Raw genomic sequence first — 25,296 nt, forward strand, 5'->3', positions numbered from 1 at the left:
ATCTCCACAACAAAGCCGTCTTTCCCCACCTTAAGCCGCGTTTTCAGCGCTTGGTGACGCCACTACAAGCACTCACAATAGCTGTACACCCAACAAACCCCGGAAGACCATGCACACCAAGAACACGACACACCGCCTCGCGTCCCTGCTGGCCTTGACCGCCGCACTGGCTGGCTGCGGTGGCGCGTCCGACAAGACTGCCACGCCCGCTCCGCCTTCACCGCCACCGCCGCCACCAGCGGCTACCCCCGTCAGCGTGAGCTTCGTGCAGTCCGCCAACAACGTGCTGGAACCCAGTAGTTCGGAACCGCTGTCCGTCAACGTCTCCACGAACGGGAGTACCGCGCCGAACGGCACCGTTGCCACCTTCGCCGTGAACCCCACCACCGCAGGCACACTTGCCCCTGTGGCACCCACAACGGTAGGAGGTGTCGCCAGCACCACCTTGACGGTCAGCAGCCTGCCTCCAACTGCCACATTTCAGGTGACGGCGACCGCCACCAGCAGCGCAAACTCAGCCAGTGACAGCCTGACGTACTACGTGCGCCCTGCTCACAAACCGCTGCAGGTGTTGGTCCCTGCCTATTTCACAGCCACAGGTACGTCGACCCCTTGGACTACCCTCACGAGCGGCGCGACCAGCTATCCGGATGTGCAGATCACTGCCATTGCCAGCACCAGCAGTGGCGTCCTGACAGCCACCACGAAAGAGGACACTGACCTGACCACCGCCGTCAAGGCCTTCAGGGCAGTGGCGGGCACCAGCAACCGCGTGATCGGGTATGTGGCGACCGCATCGAGCAGCGGCGGCACGCTCTCTGTTTCCGACGTCAAGGCCACCATCGACAACTACATCAGGCTGTATCCCAAACTGCTCGATGGTTTTTTTCTGGACGGCATGGCCACCGACAGCGCGCGGGTCGCTTACTTCCAGGACATCTACAACTACGTCAAGGGATTGACCTCGGGCATGAGTACCGGCGCCAGCGCTCCGGGCACCCCTCTCCTGATTGGAAATCCTGGCACCTACCCTGTCCCGGCGTATGCAGCGGTCGCCGATACGCTGGTGACCTACGCAGGCAATGCAGCCGCCTACCAGAACGTGGATCCCCAACCGTCGAGCACCTGGGTCTACGCCAAGGCAAACACTGCGCAAGCGATGCTGGTGCACTCGGCCAGCACTTGCACGGAGATGCAAGCGGCCGTGAAGAATGCGAACCGCCCACGCCTGAACACGGGCATGGTGTATGCCACCAACCTCGCTATCGGCGCTCCTTGGTCGGCCCTGCCCACCTATTGGCCGCAGTTGCTGGGCACCGTGGATGCCCTCAACAAGGAACGCACCTTGCCGCTGTGCTGAAGACCGTGGGCCATACCAAGCGCTGAACGCCTACATGCTTTTGTTGAAGGCCCCCGCACAATCGGCGCATGACGACTGAGCCCACCACTACGCCCTCCCCGGAAGCTCCCCGGGAGGAGGGACCATCAACAGCTACCCCGGTTGGGGACGCTGCCACCCGCGACGGCACTGACGCCCCTGCTGCTGCAGGATACGCTCCAGCAGTCGGCCTGGCGTCCCACGCAGCCCCCCTCATGCTCCACATGCCCGTGGACGTGCGCAATCTGTCGCTGGCGCTGTTGGCACTGTTTGCCAGCGTGGCGCTGCTGCATTGGGCCAGTGCGGTATTCATTCCCATCATGCTCAGCCTCCTCCTGACCATTGCGCTGCGCCCGGCGGTGGAAATGATGGCCCGCTGGCGTATGCCGCGGGCGCTGGGGGCAGGTGTGTTGCTGGTGGCCATCGTTACCGGGCTGGCCAGCACGGCCTGGTCGCTCAGCGATGGAGCGGCCCAACTGGTGGACTCGGTACCCGTCGCTGCCAAAAAGGTCCGTGACAACCTCAAGGCCCGCGCGGGTGGCAGCAGCCCGCTGGACACCGTACAAAAAGCGGCCGCCCAGATCGAGCAGGCCGCCAACGAAAACAGTGCCAGCAGCGCAGCACCTCGGCGGGGGGTCCAGCGGGTGATCGTTGAGCGCACCCCCTTCAACATCCGCGACTACTTGTGGAGCGGCACCATGGGCCTGATGTCAGCCCTGGGGCAGCTGATGGTGGTGGTGTTTCTGACCTACTTCGCCCTGGCCTCGGGAAACCTGTTTCGCGACAAGCTGCTACGCATCGCCGGCACCAGCCTGGAGCGGCGCAAGGTCACCATCCATGTGCTGCAGGACATCACCCAGCAGATTCAGCGGTATCTGCTGCTGCAGGTGTTCACCAGCGTATTGGTGGGCCTGGCCACCGGTACTGCCTACTGGGCACTGGGGCTGGAGAACGCGGCCGTTTGGGGTGTGGTGGCCGCCGTGCTCAACCTCGCGCCGTACATCGGCTCAGCGCTGGTCACAGGGGCGTCTGCCCTGGTGGCGTTCTTGCAGTTTGGCACGCTGGACATGGCCATGGCCATTGGCGGCGCCTCGCTGGTCATCCACACCCTGATCGGAAACCTGCTCACCCCCTGGCTCACCAGCCGCACCAGCAGCATGAGCCCCGTGGCCGTGTTCGTCAGCGTTCTGGCCTGGGGCTGGCTGTGGGGGCTGTGGGGGTTGCTGCTGGGCATCCCGGTGATGATGGCCGTGAAGGCCGTGTGCGACCGCGTGGAAGATCTCAAAGCGGTGGGTGAATTGCTGGGGGACTGAGTACCCGCTGCGCCCGCGAAATCGACCTGCGCCCCTCGCCACGCTGCGGAGCGATGACCTCTCAGTTCAAACCATTTCATCCGCACATCAAGGCACACCCATGTGGCCGAAGCGGACTTAAAGATTGTTCCCAATACTGGAACAGTTAGTTCGCGACTGAGTGGTTTGTCCCTGAACACCATCGGCGTACAGTTCATCCCATCGATGAGCCGAACCCGCAAGGCGACTCACCGAACCCGGTTCAGGAATGGTTTTTGAACCGGCTTTTTTGAGACGCTTTTTAACTTTCAAGGATTTTCATCATGAACAAGACCACCCGTTTCCTCTCCGTCGCCGCAGTTGCCGCTTTCGCCGCTTTTGGCGCCCATGCTGACGAAGCCGATGGCTCGCAATTTGCCCTGAAGTTCGACACGAACCGCACCCGCGCTGAAGTGGCTGCTGAAGCCGCTACCGTGGCACAAACACGCTCCATCGAGCCCGCAGGTTCGCGCGTGGTGACCTACAAGTCCACCGCTGACCGCGCAGCCGTGCGTGCCCAGGCTGCTGAAGCTGTGCGCACTGGTCAAATCCCCCACGGCGAATTCAGCGCCATGTAATCGCAAGACGGATTGACGCAGTTGCGGGACTTCCCATGGTGGTGGCACTTCGCGCGGTGCGGGTGCTGCTGCCATGGGAGGTGTTTTGAAGACACTTCCGCACTGGCCAAGCAAACTGGGCTCCCATGGGGAGCCCTTTTTGTTGTGTGCGCCAGCGTTTGCCGCAGGCCACGGTGCGCAGGTTTGGATCGCGCTGCGCTGCCCGCCAATCAGCCGGTATTGCGCAGCCCAGCGGCAATCCCGTTGATCGAGATGTGGATCCCGGTCTGCACCCGCTCATCCCCCTGCCCCGCGCGCCAGCGGCGCACCAGCTCAACCTGCAAGTGGTGCAGCGGGTCGATGTACGGAAAGCGGTGCTTGATGGAACGCGCCAGCGCCGTGTTGTGCGTCAGGCGCTGCTTGTCGCCCGTGATGCGAGTGAGCGCATCCGCCGTACGGTGCCACTCGGCCTCGATGCTGGTAAACACCTTCTTGCGCAGACGCGCGTCGGTCACGAGTTCGCTGTAGCGCGAGGCCAGGGCCAGGTCGCTTTTGGCCAGCACCATGTCCATGTTGGACAGCAGCGTACGGAAGAACGGCCATTGGCGGTACATCTTCTGCAGCAGGGCCAATTGCGTCTTGGGGTCCTTGCCCTCCGCGTTCACGAAGGCATCCACCGCAGAGCCAAAGCCGAACCAGCCCGGAAGCGTGAGGCGGCACTGGCCCCAGCTGAAGCCCCAGGGGATGGCGCGCAGGTCCTCGATCTTCTGGCTGGCCTTGCGGCTGGCGGGGCGCGAGCCGATGTTGAGCTCGGCGATTTCGCGGATGGGGGTGGAGTTGAAGAAGTAGTCGGTAAAACCGGGGGTTTCGTATACCAGCGCGCGGTAGCTGCCCATGCTGGCCAGCGAGAGCTGCGCGGCGGCATCCAGAAACGCCTTGGTGGCGGGCTTGGTGGGCTGCAGCAGGGTGGCTTCGAGCGTGGCTGCCACCAGGGTTTCGAGGTTGCGGCGGCCGATTTCGGGGTTGGCGTATTTGGAGGCGATGACTTCGCCTTGCTCGGTCAGGCGGATCTGGCCGCGCACGGTGCCGGGGGGTTGGGCCAGGATGGCCTGGTAGCTGGGGCCGCCGCCCCGGCCCACGGTGCCGCCGCGGCCGTGGAACATGCGCAGCTGGATGCCATGGGTGGTGGCGAGTTCGTCGAACAGCTCCACCAGCGCGATCTCGGCGCGGTACAGCTCCCAGTTGCTGGTGAAGATGCCGCCGTCCTTGTTGCTGTCGCTGTAGCCCAGCATAATGTCCTGCTCGCCACCGCTGCGCTGCACCAGCGCAGCCACGCCGGGCAGGCTGTAGAACTCGCGCATGATGGGCGCGGCGTTGCGCAGGTCTTCGATGGTTTCGAACAGGGGCACCACGATAAGATGGTTCTTCGACTCGGCATCGAGCGTGCCGTTCATCAGCCCCACTTCCTTTTGCAAAAGCAGCACTTCGAGCAGGTCGCTCACCGTTTCGGTGTGGCTGATGATGTAGTGGCGGATGGCCTCGTGGCCAAAGCGCTCGCGCATCACGCGGGCGGTTTCAAAAATGGCCAGCTCGCCTTGGGCGTGGGCCGAATATTCCGCGCCCACCACGCGCAGCGGGCGCGCGTCGTTCAGCAGCTTGATCAGCAGTGCGCGCTTGGCGGCCTCTTGCAGGCTGGCATAGTTGGGCTCGATGCGGGCCTTGGCCAGCAGCTCGGCCACGACTTCTTCGTGTTTGTCGGAGCTTTGGCGCAGGTCCACCGTGGCCAGGTGGAAGCCGAACACCTGCACGGCGCGGATCAGCGGATGCAGGCGCTCTGCGGCCAAGGCCTGGCCATGGTGGGACTGGAGTGAGGCCTCGATCACCCGCAGGTCGGCCAGGAACTCTTCGGCGCTGGCATAGGCGTTTTGCGGCGCTACGGCGTGGCGCGCGGCCTCGCCGCCGGTCAGGTCCTTCAGAGACGCAGCCAGGCGCGCGTAAATTCCCGTGAGTGCACGGCGGTAGGGCTCGTCCTGCCGGTGTTCGTTGGTGTCGGGCGAGCGTTGGGCCAGGGCCTCCATCTCGGCAGAGACCTGCACCAGGCGAGCCGACAGCGACAGCTCGCCGCCCAGGTAGTGCACCTCGGTCAGGTAGTGGCGCAGGGCCACTTCGGCCTGGCGGCCCAGCGCGTATTGCAAGGTCTGGGCAGTGACGTTGGGGTTGCCGTCGCGGTCGCCACCGATCCACTGGCCCATGCGCAAGAAGCTGTGCACGGGGTACTGGCCCAGTTCATTCTCCAGGTCGGCGTAGATCTTCGGGATCTCGCGCAGAAAGGTGGCTTCGTAATACGACAGCGCGTTCTCGATCTCATCGGCCACGGTGAGCTTGCTGTAGCGCAGCAGGCGGGTTTGCCACAGCTGGGCCACGCGGGCGCGCAGCAGGGCTTCGTTGGCGGCCAGCTCGCGCGGGGTGAGCGCGTCCTTGGCACTGTTGTAGAGCTGGGCGCGCACCTGGATGTCATCCCGCGTGGCCAGCAGCTGGGCGATGTCGCGCTCCGCATCCAGAATGCTCTTGCGCTGCACCTCCGTGGGGTGGGCCGTGAGCACGGGGGCCACGTAGCTGCCCGCCAGCGTCTGCGAAATCGTCTTGGGCGCAATGCCGGCCCAGCGCAGACGCGACAGGGCGACTTCGATGCTGCCCTCCTGCGTGTCGCCAGCGCGCTCGTGCACCGCGCGGCGGCGGATGTGGTGGCGGTCTTCGGCCAGGTTGGCAAGGTGGCTGAAGTAGGTGAACGCGCGGATCACGCTCACCGTCTGGTCGCCCGACAGGGATTTGAGCAGCTTCTTGAGCGCGCGGTCAGCCTCCTGGTCGGCGTCGCGGCGGAAGGCCACCGAGAGCTTGCGCACCTGCTCGACCAGCTCGTAAGCCTCCACCCCCTCCTGTTCACGGATCACATCACCCAGAATGCGGCCCAGCAGGCGGATGTCATCAATCAGGGGCTGGTCCTTGTCGGATCGTTTCATGCAGGAGTCTCCGGGATGGGTGGGATGACCTGGCGCCGCAAGCCCGCATGGCCGCAGGCCGCACCAGCCCCAGTGCGGGCGCATGCTAGCATCCTGAGCCGCTGAATAATTACAAACAGGTTACGAACTTGAGCCCCTCGCCAACGCCCACCATCGTCATCGCCACGCGTGAAAGCCGCCTCGCACTGTGGCAGGCAGAGCATGTCAAAGCACTGCTCGAAGCCCGTGGCCACAGCGTGCAACTGCTGGGCATGACGACCAAGGGCGACCAGATTCTGGACAAGTCCCTCAGCAAGGTCGGCGGCAAGGGCCTGTTTGTGAAAGAGCTGGAAGTGGCGCTCGAAGAAGGCCGCGCCCACATTGCCGTGCATTCGCTCAAGGACGTGCCCATGGAGCTGCCTGAGGGCTTTGCCCTGGCCTGCGTGATGGAGCGCGAAGACCCGCGCGATGCCTTTGTCTCCCCCCGCTATGAGAACCTGGACGCCCTTCCCCAAGGCGCCGTGGTCGGCACATCGAGCCTGCGCCGCCAGGTGTTGCTGCAGGCCCTGCGGCCCGACCTGAAGATTGAGCCCTTGCGCGGCAACCTCGACACCCGCCTGCGCAAGCTGGACGAAGGCCAGTACGACGCCATCGTGCTGGCGGCCGCAGGCCTCAAGCGCCTGGGGCTTGAGACCCGCATCCGCACCACGTTCGAACCGGCCACCATGCTTCCCGCTGCGGGCCAGGGCGCCTTGGGTATCGAGGTGCGAAGCGACCGGCAAGACCTGATCGACGCGCTGGCACCGCTGGCACACCAGACCACCTGGCTGACGGTGGCCGCCGAGCGCGCGGTGAGCCGCGCCATGGGGGGAAGCTGCTCGATGCCTTTGGCCGCACATGGTACGTTCACCAGTGGCGTGCTGCAATTGGACGCAGCCTGGGGCGACCCCGAGGACAAAGCCCCTTTGGTGCGCGCGCAGGCCAACGCCCCGGTCGCCACACTGGCCCAAGCCGAAGCCCTGGGCGACGCGATTGCCCAGCGCCTGCGCGCCGGTGGTGCACGGGGCGTCGCCCCGGCCTGACATGGCCGCAGCAGCGCCCCGGGTCATCGTCACACGCCCCGCCCGCGAAGCGGCGCATTGGGTGACGCAACTGGGTGCGCACGGCATTGAGGCCGTGGCGCTGCCCCTGATTGCGATTGGCCCTTGCACGGACGCTGCCATGCAACAGGCGCTGGATGCGGCCCGCGCCAACGTCTGCACCTACCGCGCCCTGATGTTTGTCAGTGGCAATGCCGTAGCGTACTTCTTTGAGCCAAATCACCCTGTAGCGCTGGATTTTCATGCCCTGGCAGCTACAAAAATAAGAGCATGGGCACCCGGCCCAGGCACCGCCCGCGCGTTGGAGCAGGCGGGCATGCCGCCCAACGCCATCGACGGGCCAGCACCCGACGCACCGCAGTTCGACTCGGAAGCGCTGTGGCGCCAGGTGGCCCCCCAGGTGCGGCCTGGCGACCGCGTGCTGATCGTGCGCGGTCGCTCCGCCACGCCGCAGGGCGCACACGAATCGCCCCAGGGCAATGGCCGCGAGTGGCTGGCCCAACAGATCGAGGCGCGGGGCGGTCAGGTGGAGTTTGTGGTGGCCTACCAACGCGGCGCGCCCCGCTTCACGGCGCAGGAGGTGGCGCTGGCGCAACAGGCGGCGCACGACGGCTCCGTCTGGCTGCTGAGCAGTTCCGAGGCGGTGGCCCACCTGGCCGAAGCCCTGCCCGGCCAGCACTGGGGCGCTGCACAGGCGCTGGCCACCCACCCACGCATCGCCGAGGCGGCCCGCGCAGCGGGCTTTGGCACCGTGCGGGAATGCCGTCCGGCGCTGGAAGACGTGGTGGCCTCGATAGAATCGGCCGCATGAGTTCTGCGCCCCCCGACGATCTGCCCTCCACGCCCCCTGCAGCCCCTGTGGCCGCCGCTGTGGGCGCGCCAGCAGTGAGCCCGGCCCCCACGCCAGCCGCTGCCACCGGCCGGGGTGGCGCCATGACATTGCTGTTAAGCACCGTGGCGGTGGCCGCACTGGTCAGCAGCGGCCTGCTATGGCAAAAGCTCAGCGCCATTCAGGAGCAACTGGCCCGGCAGTCGGCCGATTCGGGCGCCTTGGCCATCGAGGCCCGCACCATGGCCCGGCAGGCCGAAGAACTGGTGCGCGACACAGCGGCTCGCCTGTCGGTGGCAGAAGCCCGCGTGAGCGAGGTGGCACTGCAACGCAGCCAGCTCGAAGAACTCATGCAGAGCCTGTCGCGTTCGCGCGATGAAAACCTGGTGGTGGACATCGAATCCGCCATCCGCCTAGCGCAGCAGCAGGCCCAGCTCACGGGCAGCCTGGAACCCCTGGTGGCAGCGCTCAAAAGTGCCAACCAGCGCATCGAGCGCTCTGCCCAGCCCCGCCTGGCCCCCGTGCAGCGCGCCATCGGCCGCGACCTGGACCGCCTGACCCGCGCCACCGTGACGGACACCGCCGGGCTGCTGGCCCGCCTGGACGACCTGGTGCGCCAGGTGGATGACCTGCCTGTGCTCAACGCCGTGGCCCAGGCAGCTTCTACCAAGCGCCTGTCCACCGGCCCTGCAGCTCCGGGCAGTGCGCCCGCTCCCACCGAGGGCCTGGCCTGGTGGCAAGCGGCCCTGCAGCGCAGCTGGGAGGTGGTGCGCGACGAGGCCCGCAGCCTGGTGCGCGTGAGCCGCATCGACCAGCCCGAAGCCATCTTGCTGGCCCCCGAGCAGACCTTCTTTTTGCGCGAAAACCTCAAGTTCAAGCTGCTCAATGCACGCCTGGGCATCCTGGCACGCCAGTTCGAGTCGGCCCGCGCGGACCTTGCCGCTGCCACCGCAGCGCTCAACAAGTATTTCGACCCCGCATCGCGCCGCACCCAGAACGTGGCCTCCACCCTGCAGCAGGCACAGGCCAGCATGAAGGCGGCCGAGCTGCCGCGCCTGGACGAAACCCTGTCTGCCTTGGCCACCGCCGCAGCCGGAAGATGATGAGCCCCCCTGAGTCGCTTCGCGCCTTTCCCCCGAGAGGGACGACGCCCTCGCTGCGGTGCGGCCCTTGCTCGGCGTCCCTGGCTTGTGCCATGCCAGTTTCGGTGGTCGCGGGCGCACGCGAAGCTATGGACGACAACTAATATGCGTGCTGCACTCTGGCTTTTGGCGTTGTTTGGCGTGGCCGTGGCTGCCGCGCTGTTTGCGGGCAACAACCAGGGCACCGTCACCCTGTACTGGCCACCCTACCGCATCGACCTGTCGCTCAACATGGTGGTGTTGCTGCTGGTGGGCGGCTTTGTCACCGTGTACGCGGCGCTGCGGGCCCTGGCAGCGCTGCTGGCGCTGCCGCACCAGGCACGCCGCTGGCGCGTGCAGCAAAAAGAGCGTGCCATGCACGGCGCACTGCTCGACGCGTTGACCCACATGCTGGGCGGCCGGTTCATCCGCTCGCGCAAAGCCGCAGCGGCCGCGCTGTCGCAAGAACACGCGCTGGAAGCCAACGGCGAGGCGGTGCCCCACGGCAAGCAGCTGCGCGCACTGGCCCACATGATTGCCGCCGAGGCCTCGCACGCATTGCAAGACCGCGCCACCCGCGAAAACCACCTTCAGGACGCGCTGCAGGAAGCCCCCATGCGCGGCTCCATCAACGAGCAGGAAATGCACGAAGGCGCCCAGATGCGCGCCGCCCGCTGGTCGCTGGACGACCGCGATGCCAACGCGGCGCTCGACCGCCTGGCAGCCCTGCCCCAGGGGGCCGCGCGGCGCACTCTGGCGCTTCGCATCAAGCTCAAGGCCACCCGGCTGGCGCGCCAGACACAAGAAGCGCTGGACACCGCACGCCTGCTGGGCAAGCACCGCGCCTTCTCGCCCAACGCGGCGCAAAGCATCGTGCGCGGCCTGGCCACCGAACTCATCAACAGCGCACACGACACCGCCCAGCTGCAGCAGATCTGGCTGTCGCTGGAGACCAGCGAGCGCAACATGCCCGAACTGGCCATCCATGCTGCCCAGCGGCTGGCCGCACTGGGCGGCGATGCGACGCAGGTGCGTGCCTGGTTGCTGCCCGTGTGGGACCGCATGGTGGAGCTGCCCGATGCCTTGGCCGAGCAACACGCCCTCAAGCTGGTGCGTGCGCTGGAGGCGGGGCTGGATGCGCTCGACGGGCCCTGGCTGGCCCGCATCGAGTCCGCCCAGCAAGCCAACCCGCGCGACGCCCGCCTGCAGTACCTGGCGGGCATGGCCTGCCTCAAGCGCCAGCTGTGGGGCAAAGCCCAGCAACTGCTGACCCAGGCGGCCCAGCAGCTCTCCGACGCCCAGCTGCGCGCCAGCGCCTGGCGCCACCTGGCCGAACTGGCCGAGCAGCGCGGCGACGACAGCGCCGCCGCCAGCGCCTGGAAGCAGGCCGCGCTGGCCCGATAGACCGGGCATCGCGGGGGCGCTGTGGCGCTCCCGACCGGTGCAGCCAGCCATCGCTGCAACTTCTGCGGCCATCTCCCCTATGCGCCAACGGATGGGCGCATGTACACCTGCATGTTTCATGCGGGTGCCACGCCATGGCAATGCTGGTGCCAACAAATAGCTGCGCCGCAGAAATAGCACAGCATTGGGGAACTTTGAGCGCTCAAGGCCTATCGATTCAATTAATTTGAATTGAGGCATCAATCTGCCTGAAGCAGATCACGGCCAGCGCTTCCTACACTGCCCAATCGCTCAGCGTGTTGTGCCGCCAAGTCTGGCGGCCCCTGCAGCCTTTGCGCACCCTCATTTTTTGCACCGACCCTCTGATTCGCTGATGACAGCCACTGCCACTACGACCCTCGACACCCCGCGCCGGTACACGCGCACTGCCATGCTGTTGCACTGGGTGCTGGGCCTGGCACTGATCGCTCTGTTTGGCGTCGGCATCTACATGGCCGACCTGCCCTTTTCGCCCCAACGCCTAAAGCTCTACAACTGGCACAAATGGGCTGGCGTGACCATCCTAGTGCTCTCGGCGCTGCGCCTGCTGTGGCGCGTCACGCACCGCCCGCCAGCACTCCCCAACGCGGTCGAGAAATCCATGCCCGGCTGGCAGAAGCTGGCGCACCACGGCACCCACCACCTGCTGTATGTGCTCTTCTTTGCCGTACCACTGATTGGCTGGGCCTACAGCTCGGCGGCAGGGTTCCCCATCGTGTTTCTCGGCCTGTGGCAGCTGCCCGACTTTGTGCCCGCGAGCAAGGACCTGGCCGAAGCCATCAAACCCTGGCACCAGTACACCGCTTTTGCACTGGCCGCGCTGGCGGTGCTGCACATCGCTGCAGCGCTCAAGCACCAGTTGGTGGACCGTGACGGCCTGCTGAACCGCATGCTGCCCGGGAAATGAAACAGCCGTCAGGTCGCCTGCGGTGCCTCGGGTCGCCCCCCTCGCTGCGGGATGGCCTGTCAGGGCAACCCCTGGTTGGGTTTGCGCCGGGCCCAAGCGTTGCGCGTCCATCGGCACCATGCCCACAGCTTCTACTTTCTGTGTTTTGAACGGAGTTTCTGCATGAATTTGTCTTCTACCTTGTCCCGCATCGTGATCGGCGCCGCCCTCGCAGCTGGCGCGCAGGTCGCCCTGGCCCAGCAGCAGCTGGTGCCCGCGCAGAGCGAGGTGCAGTTCACCGCCCGCCAGATGGGCGTGCCGCTGGAAGGTCACTTCAAGAAGTTCAGTGCCCAAGTGGCTTTTGACCCAGCCAAGCTGGCCACAAGCAAGATCGCCTTCACGGTGGACACCGGCAGCGCCACGCTGGGTTCGCGCGAGACCGATGCGGAGCTGCCCAAGCCCGCGTGGTTCAACGTGCCCAAGTTCCCGCAGGCCCAGTTCGTGTCGTCCAGCATCAAGGCGCTGGGCGGCGGCAAGTTTGAAGTGGCGGGTGCGCTCACCATCAAGGGCAACAGCCAGAACGTGATGGTGCCCGTGACGCTGACCCATAACGGCCCCACCACCACGGCCACAGGTGCGCTGCCCATCAAGCGGCTGGCGTTCAAGATCGGCGAAAACGAGTGGGCCGACACCTCCATGGTGGCCGACGACGTGCAGGTCAAGTTCAAGCTCGCGCTGACCGGCGTCGGCAAGCTCTGAGCGCAGCCCCTCTGCCCGGGCCCCACCGGTCTACGCCTGCTACCCAGGCACGGTCCCCGTTGGTGGTGCCCTCCCCTTTCCCCTTGTCCTTTCCTTTTTGATCTATCAGGAGTTTCCATGCGCAAGTCCCTCTTCGCCCTGGCTGCCGCCGCCACTCTGTTCGCCGGTGCTGCCCAAGCCCAATCGGCCAACTACGCCATCGACCCGACTCACACTTTTGCATCGTTCGAGATCAGCCACTTTGGCGCCGCCGTGAACCGCGGCCGCTTCGACAAGAAGGAAGGCACCGTCCAGCTCGACAAGGCCGGCAAGTCGGGCAAGGCCGAAATCACGTTCGATGTGACCTCGGTGAACACGGGCACCCCCGCGTTTGACAAGCACCTGCAAAGCGCCGACCTGTTCGACGCTGCCAAGCACCCCACGATGAAGTTTGTCTCCAGCAAGTTCGTCTTCAACGGCGACAAGGTGGCCAGCGTCGAAGGTCAGCTCACGCTGCTGGGCAAGACAGCCCCCCTGACCCTCAAGGCCAACCAGTTCAACTGCTACGACAGCCCCATGCTCAAGCGCGAAGTGTGCGGCGGCGACTTTGAAGCCACCATCGACCGCACCCAGTGGGGCATGAACTACGGCGTGGAATGGGGCTTCCCCAAGAACGTGCGCCTGGTGGTGCAGATTGAAGCCGTGAAGCAGTAATTACAGCTGCCACACAAGCCGGGGCCGTGAGGCCTCTGCGCCAGCCACCCACGGCAACCAAGCCTGGGTGGCTTTTTTTGGTCCTTCTCTAGCAATGGACGGTCGGCGAGGCTGCCGGACTCCAGAAAGACTTGAGTTAAAAATTAACTTAACGTAAATCAATTACGAATAGTAGAATTGCGTTCACCGATTTGAGGAGACTCTGCATGAACGCCGTTCTGAACCCGACCGCCCTGGCCAGCCTGCCGGCACCCGCCGCCATCCAGCAGTTGCACCACTACGCCTACAAGGCCCGCGACGCCGAGGAAACGCGCCAGTTCTACGAAGACATCCTTGGCTTGCCGCTGTACCACATCATCCAGAGCGACTATGTGCCCAGCACCGGCGAGTACTGCCCCTACACCCACTTCTTCTTTCGCCTGCAGGACGGCTCGTTCATCGCCTTTTTCGACCTGGGCGACGACGTGAAGGCCGAGCCCTCGCCCAACACCCCCCTGTGGGTCAACCACATCGCGTTCCGCGTGAACACCGTGCAGGAGCTGGAGAACACCAAGCAGCGCCTGGAGGCGCATGGCGTGGAAGTGCTGGGTGTGACGGACCACCACATCTTCAAGAGCATCTATTTCTTCGATCCCAACGGCATTCGCCTGGAGCTGTCGGCCCAGCTGGCCAACGACGAGCAAATGGAAAAAGACAGCACTGTGGCCCATGCCCGCCTGCGCGAGTGGACGGCGCGCAAGGAGCAATGGCGCAAGGAACGCGCCGAAGGCAAGGTGGATGCGCCGCTCAAGCCCCAGCAAAACGACCGGCCGGAATTTGTGCGCAAGTAAGCCGACCTGCCCACCCCCACGCACCACCCCACGGGCCAGGGATCTCTTGGGGGCCTATGGGCGGGCCTGGGGGTGCATGCCAAGCCTGTGGTGGTGCGGCACCCCACGGTCCACGGGGCTGGCTGCCGTTGAGGTGGTGCGCGGCCCCGTCCAACCGCCATCCCACCGCCTTGCATGGGATTTTTTGCCCCTACAGCGCTGAAGCGCTACATTCTATTGCCTCAGCAGCTATACAAAATATAGCAATCATCCCGCTGCCTGTTGCTGCGCACGCATGATCTGGTGGCGCTGCCAGTAGTGGCTGACCACGGCGTTGAACTGGTCCTTGTCCTTCTTGAGACCGGGCAGCTTGATCTTGCTGGTCTTGGCGCCCAGGCCCAGGGCGTTCTTTTCGGGGTGGGTCACGATCAGCGCGTTGCCGAAGCTGCTTTCCTTGAATTGCAGCGCCTTGATAGCGTCCCAGAACACCGTGGTCTCATCGGCCGAGGTGCGGATACCGTCAATGCTCACCTCCACCGTCGCATTGCCCTTGAGGGCAAACACCACGGGCGGGAAGTACTGCAGCACCAGGGCCCGTTCCTCGTCGTTGGCGGGCTCATAGCGGTAGGCCAGGCTGCGCTCGTGGTCTTGCGCAAACTGCTGCTCGTAGGCGCTCCACAGCCGCTGCTCGATCGCCTCGGCGGTCAATATCTCCTGCACCCAGGTGGTGGCGGGCACCCGCAGGGCAATCGCGCCGTAGTCGCGCTCTTTCAGGGCCATGCCCACGTTGCGCAGGCGCTCGGGCATGGCGGGGTGTGAGTCGAAGGGGTGCGGCACATTGGCCGTCTTCATCGCATCCACAAAGTCGGGCGATGCCGCGTAGGGCGCCAGGCCCTGGGCCACAAAACTGGCAATGCCCAGCGTGCTGTTGTCGTGCCGCTCGTTGCGGCCAAACAGTTCATCCTCGATGCGGTAGCGGTACTGGGCGTAGGCCGCGATCTTGACCAGCGACTGCGCAATCGCTGCAGGGCTCACCAGTTTGGCAGCCAGGCGGTCGGCCTTGAACTCGCGCTCCCGGCTGTCACTGGCCAGGGCGATCTCGAAGATGGTGCGGTACAGGTCCAGCAGCGGCGACGCCATGGCCGACAGCCCGCCCGTGCGGACGGCATGGCGGTAGTGGTCAAACTGCACCAGCTTGGGCCCCAGCTGCGCGCTGCGCCGCGTATCGCCCCCGCGCAGGTGGGCCAGTTCATGGCCCAGCACGGCGTCGGCCTCGGTCTGGTCCAGGATGCGCAGCAGCGGCAGGCTCACAAACAGCGTGCGGCCCGTGAGGGTCTGTTGGCCCACGGTGATCGGGGCCTCCGTCACGAAGAAGTTGGCATCAATGCCCGCCACGATGTGCCGGGGCGGCTCTGTCTTCAGGCGCTGCGCCAGGTGGCGGATGCGCTGCCACAGCAGCGGCGCATCGGCCTCGGCCACCAGCTCGCCCACCACCTGGTTGCTGGACTGCACCCGCTTGAAGATGCCCGCCACCGCCACCAGCACCCCCGCCGCCACGGCAAACCCCACAAACAGCACCAGCTTGGGCGAGTACTGATGGAAGAAAAACGCCGTGACCCAGAACGACAGCCACACGGCCATCGCCCCTTGCACCACCAGCGCCGTGGCGCTGGCCCAGGAGGTCAGGCGCCAGCCCGCCACAAAGCTCGCGTACTGCAGCGTACGGTCGGCAAACGCCAGCGCCCCCAGCCCCAGCACCGCCAGCAGCAGCGCCGCACTGGCCACCAGCGTCCACAGCGACAGCTTGCGCGCCATGTGGAACTGCCAGACATCGGAGAAGGTGTCGCACAGCGCCTCGCGGTATTCGCGGGCCTCAGGGTCTGCATTGCTGCAGATGGTGGACGGCGGGTTGCTGCGGTAGTAGTCCTTGCGCGCCTGTTTCTCGTCGGCGGGCAGGCCCTTTTCGGCATCGATGCGCTGGCTGATGCCTGCCACAAAACGGGTGTCCTGGTCGGTCTGGACATGGCGGGTGAACACGTAGGTCACCGCAGGCACCAGAAACAGCGCAAGCAGCGCATAGACAAAGACCTTGACCAGGCCCAGGCGCCAGGCAGATTGAAACGTCATAGGTTCGGATGGTTGTGACGGCCCGGCACCGTGGCACCGGAAGGCTGAACGCCCCCCGCAAGCCACCGCACCAGTCCTTGTTGTAATTCGTGATCCGTAGAACTTGGTCCGCGTTGCCGCGCCCTCCTCGCTCTGTCGGGCGGGATTATCAGGACGCATTCACCCGCGCACCCAGGCTCAAGGTAACCATTGGAAAGAATCGGCCGACAGACGGCGCGCAATTGCCAAACCGCCCAAGCCCCCGCGGGGCCAGCGCCGGGGTGGCGGTCCCTTAAAATGTGTAGTTCACCCTCTTGTTCGTCGGAGCGCCCCCTGCGGCCGCTCCGCCCCACTGCCCCCACTGCGACACCCCATGAGCACGCCCCAACCACAACCCGGCCTCGAAAGCCTGTCCAAGTCGTTTGAACCTGCCGCGCTGGAAGCCCATTGGGGCCCCGAATGGGAAAAGCGCGGCTATGGCACCGCAGGCCACCGTGGCACGGGCCAGCCCCAGGCAGGCGAGCCGGCGTTTTCCATCCAGCTGCCGCCCCCCAACGTGACGGGCACGCTGCACATGGGCCATGCGTTCAACCAGACGATCATGGACAGCCTCACGCGCTACCACCGCATGCGTGGCTTCAACACGGTGTGGGTGCCGGGCACCGACCACGCGGGCATCGCCACGCAGATCGTGGTGGAGCGCCAGCTGCAGGAGCAAGGCATCAGCCGCTACGACATGGGCCCCACCCCGCCCGAGGCGCGCAAGAACTTCGTGAGCAAGGTGTGGGAGTGGAAGGAAAAGTCCGGCAACACCATCACCACGCAGATGCGCCGCATGGGCGACAGCGTGGACTGGAGCCGTGAATACTTCACCATGGACGACAAGCTCTCCAAGGTGGTCACCGACACCTTCGTGAAGCTCTACGAGCAGGGCCTGATCTACCGCGGCAAGCGCCTGGTGAACTGGGACCCGAAGCTGCAGTCCGCCGTGTCCGACCTGGAAGTCGAGAGCGAAGAAAAAGACGGCTCGCTGTGGCACATCGCCTACCCGCTGGCCGATGGATCGGGCAGCCTGACGGTGGCCACCACCCGGCCTGAAACCATGCTGGGCGACGTGGCGCTGATGGTGCACCCCGAGGATGCCCGCTACACGCACCTGATCGGAAAGATGGTCAACCTGCCGCTGTGCGACCGCCAGATCCCGGTGATCGCCGACGAGTACGTGGACAAGGAATTCGGCACGGGCGTGGTCAAGGTGACCCCCGCGCACGACCAGAACGACTACGCCGTGGGCCAGCGCCACAAGCTGCCCATGATCGTGGTGCTGACGCTGCAGTCCACCATCAACGAGAACGCCCCCGCCAAGTACCAGGGCATGGACCGCTTCGTGGCCCGCAAGGCTGTGGTGGCCGACCTCGAAGCCATCGGCGCGCTGGTCGAGGTGAAGAAGCACAAGCTCATGGTGCCGATCTGCACCCGCACCGGCCAGGTGATTGAGCCCATGCTGACCGACCAGTGGTTCGTGGCCATGAGCAAGGTCAGCGACCAGGACCCCACGAGCAAGAGCATTGCGCAAAAGGCCATCGACGCGGTGGCCACCGGCGAGGTGACCTTTGTGCCCGAGAACTGGGTGAACACCTACAACCAGTGGATGAACAACATCCAGGACTGGTGCATCAGCCGCCAGCTGTGGTGGGGCCACCAGATTCCGGCCTGGTACGACGAAGAGGGCAACGTGATCGTGGCCCGCGACGAAGCCGAGGCCCAGGCCAAGGCGCCCGGCAAAAAGCTGCGCCGTGACGAGGACGTGCTGGACACCTGGTACTCGTCCGCCCTCGTGCCCTTCAGCACCATGGGCTGGCCCAACCAGGGCGACAGCGCCACCGACGACTTCAACCTGTACCTGCCCAGCACCGTGCTGGTCACGGGCTACGACATCATCTTCTTCTGGGTCGCCCGGATGATCATGATGACCACGCACTTCACGGGCCGCGTGCCGTTCAAGCACGTGTACATCCACGGCCTGGTGCGCGACGCGCAGGGCAAGAAGATGTCCAAGTCCGAAGGCAACGTGCTCGACCCGGTGGACCTGATCGACGGCATTGCGCTGGAGCCGCTGCTGGACAAGCGCACCACCGGCCTGCGCAAGCCCGAGACCGCGCCCACCGTGCGCAAGAACACGCAAAAGGAATTCCCCGAGGGCATTCCAGCCTATGGCGCTGACGCGCTGCGCTTTACCTTTGCCGCGCTGGCATCGCTGGGTCGCAGCATCAACTTCGACAGCAAGCGCTGCGAGGGCTACCGCAACTTCTGCAACAAGCTCTGGAACGCCAGCCGCTTTGTGCTGATGAACTGCGAAGGCCAGGACTGTGGCTTGAAGGAGCACACCAAGGAAGAGTGCCAACCCGGCGGCCCGGCCCACGGCTACATGCAGTTCAGCCAGGCCGACCGCTGGATCAGCTCGCTGCTGCAGAAGACCGAGGCCGAAGTCGCCAAGGGCTTTGAGGAATACCGCCTGGACAACGTGGCCAACACGATCTATGACTTTGTCTGGAACGAGTACTGCGACTGGTACCTGGAGATCGCCAAGGTGCAGATCCAGAACGGGACCGAAGCCCAGCAACGCGCCACGCGACGCACGCTGATCCGCACGCTCGAAGCCATCCTGCGCCTGGCCCACCCCATCATCCCGTTCATCACCGAAGCCCTGTGGCAGGTGGTGGCACCTGTGGCCGGCATCCCGGGCGAGTCGGTCAGCATTGCGCGCTACCCCCAGGCCCAGCCCGAGAAGATCGACGAGGCCGCGATTGCCCACATGGGCCGCGTGAAGGGCCTGGTGGACGCATGCCGCGCGCTGCGGGGCGAGATGAACGTGTCCCCCTCCACCCGCCTGCCCCTGTATGTGGTGGGCGACACCGAGTTCATGCGTGGCGTGGGCCCGGTGCTGCAGGCCCTGGCCAAGCTCAGCGAGGTCAAGGTGTTTGACGACGAGTCCGCCTGGGCCGCCGCCGCGCAGGCAGCGCCCGTGGCCGTGGTGGGCGAAGCCCGCATGTGCCTGTATATGGAAATTGACGTGGCGGCCGAGAAAGCGCGTTTGTCCAAGGAAATCGCCCGCATCGACGGCGAGATCACCAAGGCCAACAACAAGCTGTCCAACGAAGCCTTTGTGGCCAAGGCCCCTGTGGCGGTGATCGAGCAGGAGAAAAAGCGCATTGCCGACTTCGGCGCCACGCTGGGCAGATTGCGCGATCAGCTGACACGGCTGGGCTAAAACCCGGGCCATACTGCGCCATGGCAGCACGCCCCGTAGGGGCTGCCCGCCTCGTTTTCATGTTCTGCCGGTGTGGGTTGCGGGCTGCAGTGCAGCCCGGGCACACCGTCACCCATCCGTCCAGAGGAGCCCCATGACTGTTGCCACGACCGTTCGCAAAGCCGTTTTCCCCGTTGCCGGACTGGGCACGCGTTTTCTGCCCGCCACCAAAGCCAGCCCCAAGGAGATGCTGCCCGTGGTGGACAAGCCGCTGATCCAGTACGCCGTGGAGGAGGCCTACGCCGCAGGCATCCGCCACATGATTTTTGTGACCGGCCGCAGCAAGCGCGCGATTGAAGACCACTTTGATACTGCCTACGAACTGGAGGCCGAACTCGAAGCTGCAGGCAAGAAGGAACTGTTGGAGCTGGTGCGCTCCATTCAGCCGAGCGACATGGACTGCGCCTTTGTACGCCAGCCCCGCTCACTGGGCCTGGGCCATGCCGTGTTGTGCGCCGAGCCCCTGGTGGGCAAGGAGCCCTTTGCCGTGTTGCTGGCCGATGACCTGATGGTGGGCCCCCAGGGCGGTCAGCCCGTGCTGGCCCAGATGGCCACCGCGTTCCGCCAGCAGGGCCGCTCGGTGATCGCCGTGCAAGAGGTACCCGAGGACCAGGTGCACAAATACGGCATCGTGGCGGGCGAGCCCGCTGGTGGCCCGCTGATCCGCATCCAGCGCATTGTGGAAAAGCCCAAGGCGGCCGACGCCCCCTCGCGCATGGGTGTGGCGGGCCGCTACATCCTGACGCCCGGCGTGTTTGACGAGATCCGCAACCAGCCGCGAGGCGTGGGCGGCGAAATCCAGCTCACCGACGGCATCGCCCGTCTGATGCACAACGAGGCCGTGTACGCCTTTCAGTACGAAGGCAAGCGCTACGACTGCGGCAGCAAGGAAGGTTTCTTGGAAGCCACGGTGGAACTGGCCTTGCAACACCCGCAGGTGGGCGCACAGTTCCGGGAATATTTGAAGAACCTGACGCTGTAGCTGCAGCCGTCAAAGCCCGTCTGGAACTGCAAAATCGATAGCTGCCAGCGCTTATTGAATAAGCGCTGGCAGCTATTTTCACGTTCAACGGCGGCGCAGGATGTGGATGAACTCCTCGCCCACGGTCTGTTGCTCCACCAGCTCGTTGCCAGTCTGCTTGGCAAACGCCTGAAAGTCGCGCAGCGATCCGTTGTCGGTGGCTACCACCTTGAGCAACTGGCCGCTGGCCATGTCCGACAGCGCCTTCTTGGCCTTGAGGATGGGCAGGGGGCAGTTCAGGCCCCGGGTGTCGATTTCTTTGTGAATGTCCATGGTCATCAATCCTTTGGCGGCGTCGCAGCCGGCGCTTGTTCATCCAGCCCACGGCGGCGTTCTGCATTTTCTTCGGCCGTGAAAAACACGGGCTCGTGGCCCCGTGAGCGCAGCCAGTCGGCCAGCGCGTAGCCCGTGCCCGCAGGCCAGCATTTGAGGTCTGGCAGATCGTACAGCCGGTAGTCCACCAGCTCCGGCGACAGTTGCACCTGCCCGGTGGCCACCACGTGGTAGGCAATGATGACCTGGTTCATGCGCAAGAACTCGTAGGCCCCCACCAGGGTTGTGGACTGCACATCGAGGTTGGTCTCCTCCTTGACCTCGCGCGCAATGCCCTCCTGGGGCGACTCGCCCGCCTCCATGAAGCCGGTGATCAGCGCAAACATCTTGCCCGGCCAAGCCGCGTTGCGCGCCAAGAGCACCTTGCCGTCGATCTCCACGATGGCGGCCAGCACGGGGGTGGGGTTGTTCCAGTGGGTCCAGCCACAGGCGGGACAGCGCAGCCGCTCCTTGTCGCCACCATCCTCGGCCTGCGTGATGGACTGCAGAGGGGTTGCACAATGGGTGCAAAAACGGACTTCGTAGGGCATATGCTATGTTTTTTGTAGCTGCCGATGCTTATTTAACCAGCGCCAGCAGCCATTTTTTACCAATAATCAACACAGGGGTGCGCGGGATGAGCGTGAAGGCCTTCGCGCCGCCCCCTTCACCTATCAGGCAGGGAACACGCCCGTCGACAAGTACCGGTCGCCCCGATCGCACACGATGAAGACGATGGTGGCATTGCTGTCGCGCGCGGCGATCTGCTGTGCCACCCAGCAGGCTCCGGCGGCCGAGATGCCTGCAAAAATGCCCTCCTCGCGCGCAAGGCGACGGCACATGTCTTCGGCACTGTCCTGGCTCACGTACACCAGCTCATCCACGGTGCTGGCGTCATAAATCTTGGGCAGGTACTCCTGTGGCCATTTGCGGATGCCCGGGATGCGCGAGCCTTCTTCGGGCTGTGCACCGATGATCTGAATGCCGGGGTTCTTCTCCTTGAGGAACCGCGACACGCCCGTGATGGTGCCCGTGGTGCCCATGGCGCTCACAAAGTGGGTGATGCGCCCGCCGGTCTGCTCCCAGATCTCGGGGCCCGTGGTTTCGTAGTGAATGCGGGGGTTGTCGGGGTTGCCAAACTGGTCCAGCACCTTGCCCTCACCACGCTTTTGCATGGCCTCGGCCAGGTCGCGGGCGTGTTCCATGCCGCCGCTCTTGGGCGTGAGCACCAGTTCGGCCCCAAAGGCCTTCATGGTCTGCGCGCGCTCGATGGACAAATCTTCGGGCATCACCAGCACCATGCGGTAGCCCTTGATGGCCGCGGCCATCGCCAAAGCGATGCCGGTGTTGCCCGACGTGGCCTCGATCAGCGTGTCGCCAGGGCGGATGTCGCCACGCTCTTCGGCGCGGCGGATCATCGACAGCGCGGGCCGGTCCTTGACGGACCCCGCCGGGTTGTTGCCTTCCAGCTTGCCGAGCACCACATTGCCCCGCGCCGCGTTGCTCTGGGCCCCAATGCGCTGCAGCGCCACCAGCGGCGTGTTGCCTACCGCGTCTTCAATCGTCGGATATTTCATACGCCCTACTGTGCCATAATTCAGGGCTTCACATATTCCGCCCGGGTGGTGAAATTGGTAGACGCAGGGGACTCAAAATCCCCCGCCGCAAGGCGTGCCGGTTCGATTCCGGCCCCGGGCACCAAGGCTTTGCAGCTACTGAAACAATAGCGTTTTCCGCATCGTTTCCGCAGTCGTTTCCGCAAAGACTGAAAATCAAGGCCCTGTCACATCGCGTGGCGGGGCTTTTTTCTTTGTCACTTCGGCCACGCCTGCTGCAGCCCCTGCACCTTGTCCTGGCAGTCCTGATACTGCCGAATCACACGAGCAATCCAAGGTGCGATAACCCGGCCTGTCGTGCCGGGGATGGGCTCAAGGTTTGGACAGCTTGAGGCCAGGTTGGCCGGGATCGACGGCGCGGGTGATTTGATCGTTGAGGCCGCGCAAGCCGTCATCATCAAGGCAAGACTGCAAATACACAGGACGCTCCACAACCTTTTCCAGCGTGACAGTGACAGTGCGGTATCGTGTTTCATTGGTTGTCCTCTTGTCCTCGAAAGTGGCGCTGGCCTCGTGGGCGCGTTCCAGTTGCCGTTGACGCTCTTTGGCCTCTTGCTCGATGCGCTGTTTCTCTGCCGCGTCCCAGCGCCAGCCCTGCGTCTTCCACCCGCCGCCGAAGCCAACAGCAAGGGCCACAAGTGCGGTGGCTGCGTAGGTGTAGAGGCCTGCGATCACACCAGCACCGCCTTCGCAGCCTCATACAGCGCCTGCCGATCGGCCAGCCCGTTGGTCCCGCCGTTGATGCGCTTGGTGATGCGGATGAAGTCGCCCAAGTCGGCCAAGGTGTTCAGCTCCTTGCTGTGCCAGAACCAGGCGGCGCTCATAGCGGCCAGATCGGGGCGCTCCAGCAGTGCGGGCACGGCCTCGAAGTCTGGCACGTTGGGCACGTAGGCGGCCAGGCCGTCGCGGGTGGCGCAGTAGTTGGCGCGGCCGGTGGTCTGGATGAGGCCGCGCCCCATGTAGCGTTTGCCATCCCCTGGCTGGGTGTTGCCCAGGTCTGCCCTGCCCTCGTACCGCTGCTGGGCGGGCGTGGGGCCCCAGATTTCGCGCACGTAAGCCAGGCGGCCAGATTCGTGCCCGATCTGGGCCAGGAAGGCAGCCAGCCGGCCGGGCGTGTTGATGGCGAAGGTTTCGCAGGCCTTGGTGATGTGCGGCAGCCAGTCATCGGCCCTGGCGGCGGTGCAGCCGGTGGCGGCGCGCAGTTGGGATGCAGTCAGCATGAATTCCCCTTGTTGAACTGCCCGGGCACACCGCCCGACCAGTAATGCGATGTGACCCACTGCACCTGCACGATGGCCAGGGCCAGCAGCACCCCAAACCATGGCAGCGGCCAGCCCATCAAGGGCCACGCCATGCCAAGGGCGGCCACGGTGCCCAGGGCCCAGAACGAAAGGCGGATGGCGGCGCGCGTGCGTCGGTTGGTTTTCTGCATTCGGCAAAAAACGGTGATGAAAAGCAGCAGGCACGCCGCCTCGTGCGCGATCAGCAGATGGCTCATGGCTTAGCACCCCCACCAACACGGGTGAGCACAGCCTGCAGCGCTGCGCCTACCGCTTCAAACACCGGGCGCCATCCGTTGCCTAGTGCGCCAATGGCAAAAGCCACAGGCGCCAGCGCCTCATTGGCCGGAATCTGCCACTGACTCTGCAGCACCAGCGACATGGCCGACGTGAGCGCCACGGCAGTGAGCGTGCACCGCAGCAACAACCAGAATCCAGCCGTGCGGGTCATGGTGTCGGCAGCGCTGAGCGGCCACAACGCACCGGCCAGCGCGGCAAATACGATGAGTGCATAGGGACCAGCCATTGGTCCGAGCAGCGCTACGGCCAAAGTAGCCAGGCTGATGCCCGCTGAAGTGGATGTGGTCAATGGTTCTGGCATGGGCTCCCTCGGTTGTTCTTTTCGTTTTCTAAGCCTCACACCACCCGCGAGAAGGCCGCAAAGCCCAGCACTGCGTCGGGTGCGCTGCGCGGCAGGATCTGCTCCACGCAGCCGGTGTCCTTCGGGGCCACGAAGCCCAGGGCGATTGCTGCAATGCAGGCGTGCATGTGGCCTGGCCACAGCCACGGAGCGGTGGACAGCAGGCCATCAAACACAACTGCCCCACCAATGCCGCTGCGAATGCGCACCGACACACCGCCCGCGTAGTGGCAACGCACGCGCACGGTGAGACATTGGTGGGCGTTGGGGTCGAATGCGCCCGGCGCGTTGTTGATGATGGGCACCAGATCGGGAGAGAACGTGCCGTTCCAGCCCTCATAGAGCACCGTGCCGTCGCCCAGCACGATGACGCCGCGCGCGGTGGCAAACAGGTTCTCGCCGTGGCGGTAGATGGGCCCGCAGTGCGGGTTGTTGGCCCCCTGCCCGCCTTCGCAGTCGAGTGCAAAGACGACGTGGTGGCCACCGTTGGAGTAGTACCGCGACACGTCCACCACGGCGCGCAGCTCTGCGAAGCTGGGCGCTGCGCTCTGGTGCTTGGCGGGCAGGTAACGAAAGTCCAGGTCGTTGGACTGCAGGCTCAGTTGTCCGATCATGGTTAAGGCACCTCTTGGGGTTGAACAGGGGCGGCGATGATCTCGGCCGCATCTGCAGCAGTCAGCGGCCCAGACCCGGGAAACACCGGGTTGGCGGCAGGCTGCTCTGCCGCCACCAGCATGCCCAGCATGGGCGGCAAATCGGGGTCATCCAGATCGATGTGCGTCAGGCGGCTGAGGTAGCTGCGCAGGGCCACGCACACGGGGTGCGTGCTGGTGTCGATGGCAAACACGCGCATGGGCCCCAGGCGCTTTTGCAGAGCACCCAGCGTGATCTTGCGAGGTGCTGCAGGCGGGGTGGGCAGCTCAATGGCCGGAGGCTCGATGTAGTCGAGCATGGCCCAGCCCTCCCCCGTCCAGTTGGGCCACGGCTGGCCCACCACGCGCTCGGCGGGCACGTTGCTGGGGCCCACCTCGGTGCTGCGGTCGGGAATCACGGTGGACGTGTACCAGCCGTAGATGTCGTAGTAATGCAGGATGGTCGTGGTCATG

The 25,296-nt window shown here is 65.1% G+C and carries 24 protein-coding genes and 1 tRNA gene; 14 read left to right on the top strand and 11 right to left on the bottom strand.

The features are described from left to right. The first annotated feature begins 109 nt into the window (after positions 1-109). From AC1Q64_RS20995 to AC1Q64_RS21005, 3 genes are all read left to right on the top strand, one after another. Complete coding sequence (locus AC1Q64_RS20995; RefSeq protein WP_291433960.1) at positions 110-1,360, top strand: spherulation-specific family 4 protein; 1,251 nt, start codon at positions 110-112, stop codon at positions 1,358-1,360. Positions 1,361-1,593: 233 nt separating this feature from the next. Further along, positions 1,594-2,691, top strand: coding sequence for an AI-2E family transporter (locus tag AC1Q64_RS21000; RefSeq protein WP_492252674.1), 1,098 nt, complete (start codon positions 1,594-1,596; stop codon positions 2,689-2,691). Between the two features lie 302 nt (positions 2,692-2,993). Continuing rightward, positions 2,994-3,287 carry a DUF4148 domain-containing protein gene (locus AC1Q64_RS21005; RefSeq protein ID WP_492252675.1) on the top strand — a complete coding sequence of 98 codons (294 nt, stop codon included), beginning with the start codon at positions 2,994-2,996 and terminating at the stop codon, positions 3,285-3,287. A 209-nt stretch (positions 3,288-3,496) separates the two neighbouring features. Here AC1Q64_RS21005 and ppc read toward each other — a convergent pair whose 3' ends face one another. Then, a complete protein-coding gene (gene ppc / locus AC1Q64_RS21010; RefSeq protein ID WP_492252676.1) occupies positions 3,497-6,286 on the bottom strand; it encodes a phosphoenolpyruvate carboxylase in 2,790 nt (929 codons plus the stop codon). Between the two features lie 128 nt (positions 6,287-6,414). Between ppc and hemC the strand changes: the two genes are divergently transcribed. The 8 genes from hemC (at position 6,415) to AC1Q64_RS21050 (ending at position 13,926) form a co-directional block, all read left to right on the top strand. Next, entirely contained in the window at positions 6,415-7,347 is a 933-nt protein-coding gene (hemC, locus tag AC1Q64_RS21015) for a hydroxymethylbilane synthase (protein ID WP_492252677.1), read from the top strand. A 1-nt stretch (position 7,348) separates the two neighbouring features. Beyond that, positions 7,349-8,176: a uroporphyrinogen-III synthase gene (locus tag AC1Q64_RS21020; RefSeq protein WP_492252678.1), complete on the top strand. Its 828-nt coding sequence runs from the start codon at positions 7,349-7,351 to the stop codon at positions 8,174-8,176. Beyond that, positions 8,173-9,297 (top strand): uroporphyrinogen-III C-methyltransferase, encoded by a 1,125-nt coding sequence (locus tag AC1Q64_RS21025; RefSeq protein WP_291436871.1) that lies wholly within the window; start codon positions 8,173-8,175, stop codon positions 9,295-9,297. Before AC1Q64_RS21020 ends, AC1Q64_RS21025 begins: the two co-directional genes overlap by 4 nt. Before the next feature lie 144 nt (positions 9,298-9,441). Further along, positions 9,442-10,719 carry a heme biosynthesis protein HemY gene (locus tag AC1Q64_RS21030; RefSeq protein ID WP_492252679.1) on the top strand — a complete coding sequence of 426 codons (1,278 nt, stop codon included), beginning with the start codon at positions 9,442-9,444 and terminating at the stop codon, positions 10,717-10,719. 373 nt (positions 10,720-11,092) lie between these two features. Then, positions 11,093-11,665, top strand: a complete 573-nt coding sequence (locus tag AC1Q64_RS21035; RefSeq protein WP_492252680.1) for a cytochrome b — start codon at positions 11,093-11,095, stop codon at positions 11,663-11,665. A gap of 162 nt (positions 11,666-11,827) precedes the next feature. Beyond that, on the top strand, positions 11,828-12,403 hold the full coding sequence (locus AC1Q64_RS21040; protein ID WP_492252681.1) for a YceI family protein: 576 nt from the start codon (positions 11,828-11,830) through the stop codon (positions 12,401-12,403). A gap of 117 nt (positions 12,404-12,520) precedes the next feature. After that, positions 12,521-13,096 (top strand): YceI family protein, encoded by a 576-nt coding sequence (locus AC1Q64_RS21045; RefSeq protein WP_099730932.1) that lies wholly within the window; start codon positions 12,521-12,523, stop codon positions 13,094-13,096. 206 nt (positions 13,097-13,302) lie between these two features. Continuing rightward, on the top strand, positions 13,303-13,926 hold the full coding sequence (locus AC1Q64_RS21050; RefSeq protein ID WP_116747718.1) for a VOC family protein: 624 nt from the start codon (positions 13,303-13,305) through the stop codon (positions 13,924-13,926). Between the two features lie 246 nt (positions 13,927-14,172). On the opposite strand, the gene AC1Q64_RS21055 is transcribed toward AC1Q64_RS21050, so the two are convergent. Beyond that, the gene (locus AC1Q64_RS21055; protein ID WP_492252682.1) at positions 14,173-16,032 is read right to left on the bottom strand and encodes a M48 family metallopeptidase; all 1,860 of its coding nucleotides are present in this window, start codon (positions 16,030-16,032) and stop codon (positions 14,173-14,175) included. Positions 16,033-16,384: 352 nt separating this feature from the next. Between AC1Q64_RS21055 and AC1Q64_RS21060 the strand changes: the two genes are divergently transcribed. Further along, the gene (locus AC1Q64_RS21060; protein WP_492252683.1) at positions 16,385-19,282 is read left to right on the top strand and encodes a valine--tRNA ligase; all 2,898 of its coding nucleotides are present in this window, start codon (positions 16,385-16,387) and stop codon (positions 19,280-19,282) included. 133 nt (positions 19,283-19,415) lie between these two features. Beyond that, a complete protein-coding gene (gene galU, locus AC1Q64_RS21065) occupies positions 19,416-20,303 on the top strand; it encodes a UTP--glucose-1-phosphate uridylyltransferase GalU (protein WP_492252684.1) in 888 nt (295 codons plus the stop codon). Positions 20,304-20,387: 84 nt separating this feature from the next. Here galU and AC1Q64_RS21070 read toward each other — a convergent pair whose 3' ends face one another. The 3 genes from AC1Q64_RS21070 to cysM all read right to left on the bottom strand — a co-directional run bounded on the left by AC1Q64_RS21070 (position 20,388) and on the right by cysM (position 22,231). Continuing rightward, a complete protein-coding gene (locus AC1Q64_RS21070; RefSeq protein WP_056067086.1) occupies positions 20,388-20,615 on the bottom strand; it encodes a sulfurtransferase TusA family protein in 228 nt (75 codons plus the stop codon). 5 nt (positions 20,616-20,620) lie between these two features. Continuing rightward, on the bottom strand, positions 20,621-21,205 hold the full coding sequence (locus AC1Q64_RS21075; protein ID WP_492252685.1) for an NUDIX hydrolase: 585 nt from the start codon (positions 21,203-21,205) through the stop codon (positions 20,621-20,623). 123 nt (positions 21,206-21,328) lie between these two features. Continuing rightward, the gene (gene cysM / locus AC1Q64_RS21080; RefSeq protein WP_291436889.1) at positions 21,329-22,231 is read right to left on the bottom strand and encodes a cysteine synthase CysM; all 903 of its coding nucleotides are present in this window, start codon (positions 22,229-22,231) and stop codon (positions 21,329-21,331) included. A gap of 39 nt (positions 22,232-22,270) precedes the next feature. On the opposite strand from cysM, the gene AC1Q64_RS21085 reads away from it, so the two are divergent. After that, a tRNA-Leu gene (locus AC1Q64_RS21085) sits at positions 22,271-22,355 on the top strand. 227 nt (positions 22,356-22,582) lie between these two features. Here the strand turns inward: AC1Q64_RS21085 and AC1Q64_RS21090 are convergent. The 6 genes from AC1Q64_RS21090 to AC1Q64_RS21115 are packed head-to-tail and all read right to left on the bottom strand — an operon-like array spanning position 22,583 to position 25,295. After that, positions 22,583-22,945 (bottom strand): hypothetical protein, encoded by a 363-nt coding sequence (locus AC1Q64_RS21090; RefSeq protein WP_492252686.1) that lies wholly within the window; start codon positions 22,943-22,945, stop codon positions 22,583-22,585. Further along, complete coding sequence (locus AC1Q64_RS21095; protein ID WP_492252687.1) at positions 22,942-23,490, bottom strand: glycoside hydrolase family 19 protein; 549 nt, start codon at positions 23,488-23,490, stop codon at positions 22,942-22,944. Before AC1Q64_RS21095 ends, AC1Q64_RS21090 begins: the two co-directional genes overlap by 4 nt. Then, positions 23,484-23,768: a hypothetical protein gene (locus tag AC1Q64_RS21100; protein ID WP_492252688.1), complete on the bottom strand. Its 285-nt coding sequence runs from the start codon at positions 23,766-23,768 to the stop codon at positions 23,484-23,486. Before AC1Q64_RS21100 ends, AC1Q64_RS21095 begins: the two co-directional genes overlap by 7 nt. Continuing rightward, complete coding sequence (locus tag AC1Q64_RS21105) at positions 23,765-24,151, bottom strand: hypothetical protein (protein ID WP_492252689.1); 387 nt, start codon at positions 24,149-24,151, stop codon at positions 23,765-23,767. The genes AC1Q64_RS21100 and AC1Q64_RS21105 overlap by 4 nt, the downstream gene beginning before the upstream one ends. A 35-nt stretch (positions 24,152-24,186) precedes the next feature. Next, on the bottom strand, positions 24,187-24,804 hold the full coding sequence (locus AC1Q64_RS21110; protein ID WP_492252690.1) for a hypothetical protein: 618 nt from the start codon (positions 24,802-24,804) through the stop codon (positions 24,187-24,189). Positions 24,805-24,806: 2 nt separating this feature from the next. Then, entirely contained in the window at positions 24,807-25,295 is a 489-nt protein-coding gene (locus AC1Q64_RS21115; RefSeq protein WP_492252691.1) for a hypothetical protein, read from the bottom strand. Between the last annotated feature and the right edge of the window lies 1 nt (position 25,296).

This window comes from Acidovorax sp. GW835-FHT14G06, assembly GCF_058793595.1.